Source organism: Phormidium sp. FACHB-592 (assembly GCF_014695795.1).
GTDB lineage: Bacteria > Cyanobacteriota > Cyanobacteriia > Leptolyngbyales > Leptolyngbyaceae > Stenomitos.
Map to the genome: position 1 here is coordinate 1 of NZ_JACJOZ010000050.1, position 5,619 is coordinate 5,619.

Sequence of the window (5,619 nt, forward strand, 5' to 3'; positions counted from 1 at the left end):
AACTGGTTTTACAGTATAGATAATGGCGGCACCTGGAGTGCGATCGGGATCGTTTCCAACACCAGTGCACGTTTACTCAAAGCAGACACCAGCACCAGGCTGTACTTTCAACCGAATGCTAACTTCAATGGCATCATTACGAACGGCGTGACGTTTCGCGCCTGGGATCAGACTAGTGGTAGCAATGGCAGTACTGCCGATACAACTAACAACGGTAACAATACGGCTTTTAGCACAAGCACTGATAAAGCCGCGATTGCCATTACTGCGGTCAACGATGCACTGCTATGGCGCGACCGTATAAGCGGACAGAACGTGGTTTGGCAATTGAACGGCTCGACCTTACAGAGCAGCTACTACCTGCCCACTTTGGCTGATCTTAACTGGCAGATCGTTAGCACCGCTGACTTTGATCGCGACGGCAACGCTGACCTCCTCTGGCGCCACCAGACGACGGGCGAGAACGCCATCTGGCAAATGAACCGCACGGGGCTCCAGAGCGGCTACTACCTCGCCACGATCGCCGACCTGCACTGGCAGCTTCTGGGCACCGACGACTTCAATGGTGACGGCACTGCCGACCTCGTGTGGCGTCACCAGACCACCGGGGAGAATGCCATTTGGCAGCTGAACGGCTTTAGCATCCAAACGGCTGCACTTATTACCACTGTCGCGGATGTGAACTGGCAGATCGTCAGTACGGCTGACTTTGACAACGACGGAAAGACGGACCTGCTGTGGCGCAATCAGGTGACAGGCGAGAACGCCATCTGGCAGATGAACGGCTTGACCACCAAGAGTGCTTTCTATATCAATGCCGTAGGGGACACCAACTGGCAGGTGGCAGGCACGGCTGATTTTGACCATGATGGCTTTGCGGATATCGTGTGGCGCAACCGGGCGACGGGCGAGAATGCGATCTGGCAGATGAATGGCACAGGGTTACAAAGCGGCTACTTCGTCACAGCGGCACCAGATGTGAACTGGCAGTTGGTAGGTGTTGCTGACTTGGGCGGGGACCGGACACCGGACTTCCTGTGGCGCAATGCGACGACGGGGCAAACGGGGCTCTGGCAACTGAGTGGTTTCAGCTATGTGCAAGCGTATCAACTTCCTAACACATCCAGTGAGTGGAGTGTGCGACCATTCACGTTCGCTTAACTTAAGACGGGCACTGTACACAAGCACGTGTTTGACCACCGACCACGCTGCGTATCAAAGTAAGCCCTAGCCTCAAAAGACAGTCCTTTCAATCTTCGGTACTGAAGCTTATTCTGCCATTGCCCCGTTGCAGAACCCACAACCCATCAATGACATATCAGCTTTGAATCGATAATTGGTAGAAGCCAATGAGTCGTAGTACAACCGAGGTAGAACAGTGGGTGAACCATTCAATGTCGTACAACTGCTGGAACGTACACCCGAAAAATTTGAGGGGTACCTACCTTCAGTCGGAGAAGATGATTTATTACGGATAGAACAAGCTCTTGGTGTCAAGTTTCCTGAGAGCTATCGACAGTTTCTCATGTACAGCGACGGTGGCGAGTTTGTCGATAACCGCTTATCTCTGTATAACTTGTACGAATTTGAGTCCGTTAATCCCGATCCAGATTGGTCTCCCGGGTTGCCCGGTATGATTTTTTTTGGTAACGATTGTGGGGATAATATTTTTTACTTTGACCCAGAGAACTAGCTTGGCAAAGGAAACTGGACAGTTTTTTCTGCTGGAATGGGAGACTGTAGTTTTGAATATTCTACATATGAAGCTTTAAGCTTCAGCCATCTCATTCAACGAGCCTTAAATGGCGAACCCTTAAGAAAGGGTCCTTGGCTTAAAGATGATGGCACCCTGCCCAGACCAGACTGATTCACCGTTCTTCTATGTTGAAGTTTGGCGGTTCATTGCATAATACTCGTTTTGGTAAGAGTGCTTGAGTTTGGGAATACTGGTAGAAGAGCACAGCCGATGAAACGCTAATCAGGCTGTGACTCTCCCTGTTTTCCTTGCCCGGTCTACAAGCGTGCCGCTTCTCTACTGCCGGTGAGCGAGAGCAGCCTCGCGCAAACCCACGCCGACTTTGCACTCCTGCTTTGGAACGACGGCTCTACGGATGACTCGGTAGTGATCGCCACCCACTACGCTCAACGTAATAAACGCATTCAAGTGGTTGCTGCCACCCGCAACTAGCCAACAAAATTAGCCCTGTTTTGAGTCGAGCGGCGAAAGCCCTCCTATGTAAGGCTTTAATACCCCTATGATAAACTTTGCTCTCTTGAATCACTCAGATTTCATGACCATACTGACATTTCTGGAGCTTGAACAGCTTTTGCTCGATTGAGAGTGGTTGACTAGAGCTCTGACAAATGGATGAGAAATTTCCGACAAAACGCGTAAATTCTGCCGACACTCGTACTCGTACTCAGCTTTTGGGGCTTCCTAAGCTTACGCCCTTCTCCAACGACCCTTCAGCCTACTGGTATGCTGTGACCGCTAAGAGTCTGGAGCGCTTTTAAGAACCTGACAGCTTAAGCTGACTGCGCTTGAGTCGTTGCACTCACCATCCTGACGCTCCTTTTGCTGCCCAACCCACTCCTTTTGCTGCTCAACCCCTTATGAAGCGACGCCATTTTGTCACGGGTTCTCTGCTGTTTGCCAGCGGCTGTTCTGCTGCCACCCAAACCCGCTCGACTCAGTCACAAGTGACCATGCCCAAAAAACTCCGGTTTGCAGTGACCGATGCGAAAGGGCTAGAAGCGTTACAGCGTGATTATGAGCCGTTTCGAGCCGCGTTGGCAGAAGTGCTAGAAACCAACATTGAGTTCTTTCCTGTAGAAAATCTGCTCGCTGCTGCTCCAGCCATGCTAGCAGGAGAGATCGACTTTGCTTGGGCAGGACCCTCGGAATATGTGGTCTTACGGGCTAGGGCACAAGCGATTCCCGTGGTTACCCTCCAACGCCAGAACTATCGGACGGTGATTGCTGTCTATGCGGGTAGCGGCATTCAGTCCCTAGCCGATCTCAAAGGAAAAACGTTGGATGTTTGGCAACTCGGGGCCGCCGCTTCGCATCTCGGTGCGGTCAAGATACTGCTTGATGCGGGAGTAGACCCACGGGCGGTCAAAATCATTGAGCCAGACGCTGATGGTCGCCTCGCGAGATTGAAAACGGGCAAAATTGATGCGGCGTCACGGGCTCTTTCGCGTTACTTAGCCACCTTGAAAGAGGAAGGTCTGTCCGCCAAAGATTATCCAGTACTAGCGCAAGGTCCACTGCTACCAGGGGATGTTTTTGCCGTGAGTAGCCAGATTAGTCCTCAAGTGAGCGAAGTGATTCGCTTACGCATGCTAGAGCGCCGAGCAAAGCTCATGCAGGCCATTTTGGCTGGAGAGGCACTCGCTAAAAGATTCGGGGGCAGCAGACTGAGCGCTGCCAATGACACGGACTACAACATGATTCGGGAGGTCTATCGTGTGATTGGGCAAGCAGAAGTGCTTCAGTGAGCGTCTCGTATTTAGACGCTAAGAGGTTCTCTCATAGACCGAGGGGAGCGGTTCAGCGATCGTACGCTGCTGGTTGCCTTGACCCCTCTTGTTGTGATGTCCATCGGATCGTTGCTGCTGGCTGAATTTTATATGAACGCTCCAAAGCTGTGGTTGAATTCCTTCAAATCTGCGGTTGCAAACTCTAGCATTGCCCAAAAAATTAGCTATAGCTACGGGATAGCCATTGGCATTGGGGTGACTGGAACGGCAATCGGACTCGTCATCGGCAATTATTACCAGCAGCAGGCTCAGTCTCACCGTGAGCTAACGGATCAACAACAACACCTATTGGGAGAGCTAAACCGAATGACCTTAACTGTACGGTCTCATCCTCAAGAGCTGTTTGCTGTGCTGCAGGATTCGATGTGGTTCCAGTACGAAACGAGTAAGTTTCAACTCTTCACGCGTCAACTGAAGCGAACGTTGTCTGAGTTAGAGCAATTTATTGAAAAGAACCCGAACGATACGGCGGTCAGCCTGGCTGAATTGAAAGAGTTACTGTCGAAGTATCACCAAACCCTAGAGGCGTACAATCGCTTGACGCAAGGTCTTTGGCAACAAGTCGATCCGCAAAAACGGTCATCCGACGGGCTGGCTCTTGCAGAGCAAGAGATTGTCGCAGCCATTCGTGGACCCGAAGCAACTCAGATCAAAATCCAATTTGAAGACCTGGCCAAACGGTTAGCGCTGATTCACCAGGCAGCCGAACGACAGCAAGACCAAGCCAATGCACAGCTCCTTCAAGCCGATGCCCTCAGACTACGAATCATCCTGCTTAGTATGGCGCTCTCGACTACGATCGCCATCGTGCTCGCCTTCCTGATTGCTCGGGCGATCGCTCGTCCTGTGCGCACCCTAACTGATATTGCTGAGCAAGCAATTCGGCACTCTAATTTTACCCTGCAAGCCCCTGTCAGCAGTACCGACGAAGTGGGTGCGCTGGCTCGGTCGTTCAATCAACTCATTGACTCAGTGCACCAGTTACTGAAACAGCAGCAAGACACCAATGCACAGCTAGAGACCTATAACCAAACTTTAGAACAAAGAGTGGAAGAACGAACCCAGGCACTGAGTGAAAAGAATGCACATTTCAAACAACTGCTAGAGGAATTGCATCGCACCCAAGCACAGATGGTGCAGAGTGAAAAAATGTCTAGCCTCGGACAATTGGTTGCTGGAGTGGCCCATGAAATCAACAACCCAGTTAATTTTATTCATGGCAATCTCGCCCATATGGATAGCTATACACAAGACCTGCTGCAAGTTGTGGAGGCGTATCAGCAGCACTATCCCCATCCACCGCAGGCACTACAAGAAACCTTAGAAGCAATTGACCTTGCTTTTCTTACCGAGGATCTCCACAAAATTAGGCAATCGATGTGGACGGGGACACAGCGCATTCGTGAGATTGTGTTGTCCCTACGTAACTTTTCTCGCTTGGATGAAGCGGCATTTAAGTCAGTGGACATCCATGAAGGGCTGGACAGTACTTTGTTGATTCTGCAACACCGTTTAAAGGCAAGAGCCGAACGTCCCGCTATTCAAGTGCTTAAAGAGTATAGCCAGCTACCGCTGGTGGCATGCTATCCCGGGCAACTCAATCAGGTGTTTATGAATATCTTGGCCAATGCGATTGATGCTTTGGAAGAGCGCCAGGCTAAGTGGATCGACCAGGAGCGGCAGGCTGATCCGAGTTATATTAAGATTCGCACAGCGCTGCTTGATGCCGAATGGCTCGTCGTAACGGTCGCCGATAATGGTCCTGGTATGCCTGAGGCCGTTCGACAACGAGTCTTTGATCCCTTCTTTACCACTAAGCCGATTGGCAAAGGCACTGGTATGGGCCTGCCCATCAGTTACCAAATCATTGCTGAGAAACATGCTGGCAAGTTGGCTTGCTTTTCAACCGTGGGCAAGGGCACGGAGTTTAAGCTTCAAATTCCAATTCGACACTGATGCTTTCTATAGCTACCGCCATAGAAGTTAGGACGCAGCCTGCTTGAGCACGGTTTCCATCGCATCGCGCAAAGGAGTGGCAGCACGTAAGTGTTTGCGAATACGACTTTTCAACCACGC

At 51.0% G+C, this 5,619-nt stretch carries 5 protein-coding genes and 1 pseudogene; all 6 read left to right on the plus strand.

Translation table 11 applies throughout. From position 1 onward, the window contains the following. Positions 1-1,161, plus strand: a 1,161-nt coding sequence (locus H6F86_RS13860) for a VCBS repeat-containing protein (RefSeq protein WP_190449203.1), incomplete at its 5' end; no start/stop codon positions are given. Between the two features lie 217 nt (positions 1,162-1,378). After that, positions 1,379-1,693, plus strand: a complete 315-nt coding sequence (locus H6F86_RS13865; RefSeq protein WP_190449204.1) for an SMI1/KNR4 family protein — start codon at positions 1,379-1,381, stop codon at positions 1,691-1,693. A 327-nt stretch (positions 1,694-2,020) separates the two neighbouring features. Continuing rightward, positions 2,021-2,188: pseudogene (locus tag H6F86_RS13870) on the plus strand (glycosyltransferase); the annotation flags it as partial. Positions 2,189-2,364: 176 nt separating this feature from the next. Next, positions 2,365-2,514, plus strand: coding sequence for a hypothetical protein (locus H6F86_RS13875; RefSeq protein WP_190449205.1), 150 nt, complete (start codon positions 2,365-2,367; stop codon positions 2,512-2,514). 99 nt (positions 2,515-2,613) lie between these two features. Continuing rightward, positions 2,614-3,501, plus strand: coding sequence for a PhnD/SsuA/transferrin family substrate-binding protein (locus H6F86_RS13880; protein ID WP_190449206.1), 888 nt, complete (start codon positions 2,614-2,616; stop codon positions 3,499-3,501). Positions 3,502-3,597: 96 nt separating this feature from the next. Next, complete coding sequence (locus H6F86_RS13885) at positions 3,598-5,499, plus strand: ATP-binding protein (protein WP_190449207.1); 1,902 nt, start codon at positions 3,598-3,600, stop codon at positions 5,497-5,499. Positions 5,500-5,619: the final 120 nt, after the last annotated feature.

Coding starts and splice junctions, on each gene's coding strand:
- H6F86_RS13875 (WP_190449205.1), top strand. CDS start 2,365: ATGGATGAGAAATTTCCGACAAAACGCGTAAATTCTGCCGACACTCGT.
- H6F86_RS13880 (WP_190449206.1), top strand. CDS start 2,614: ATGAAGCGACGCCATTTTGTCACGGGTTCTCTGCTGTTTGCCAGCGGC.
- H6F86_RS13885 (WP_190449207.1), top strand. CDS start 3,598: ATGTCCATCGGATCGTTGCTGCTGGCTGAATTTTATATGAACGCTCCA.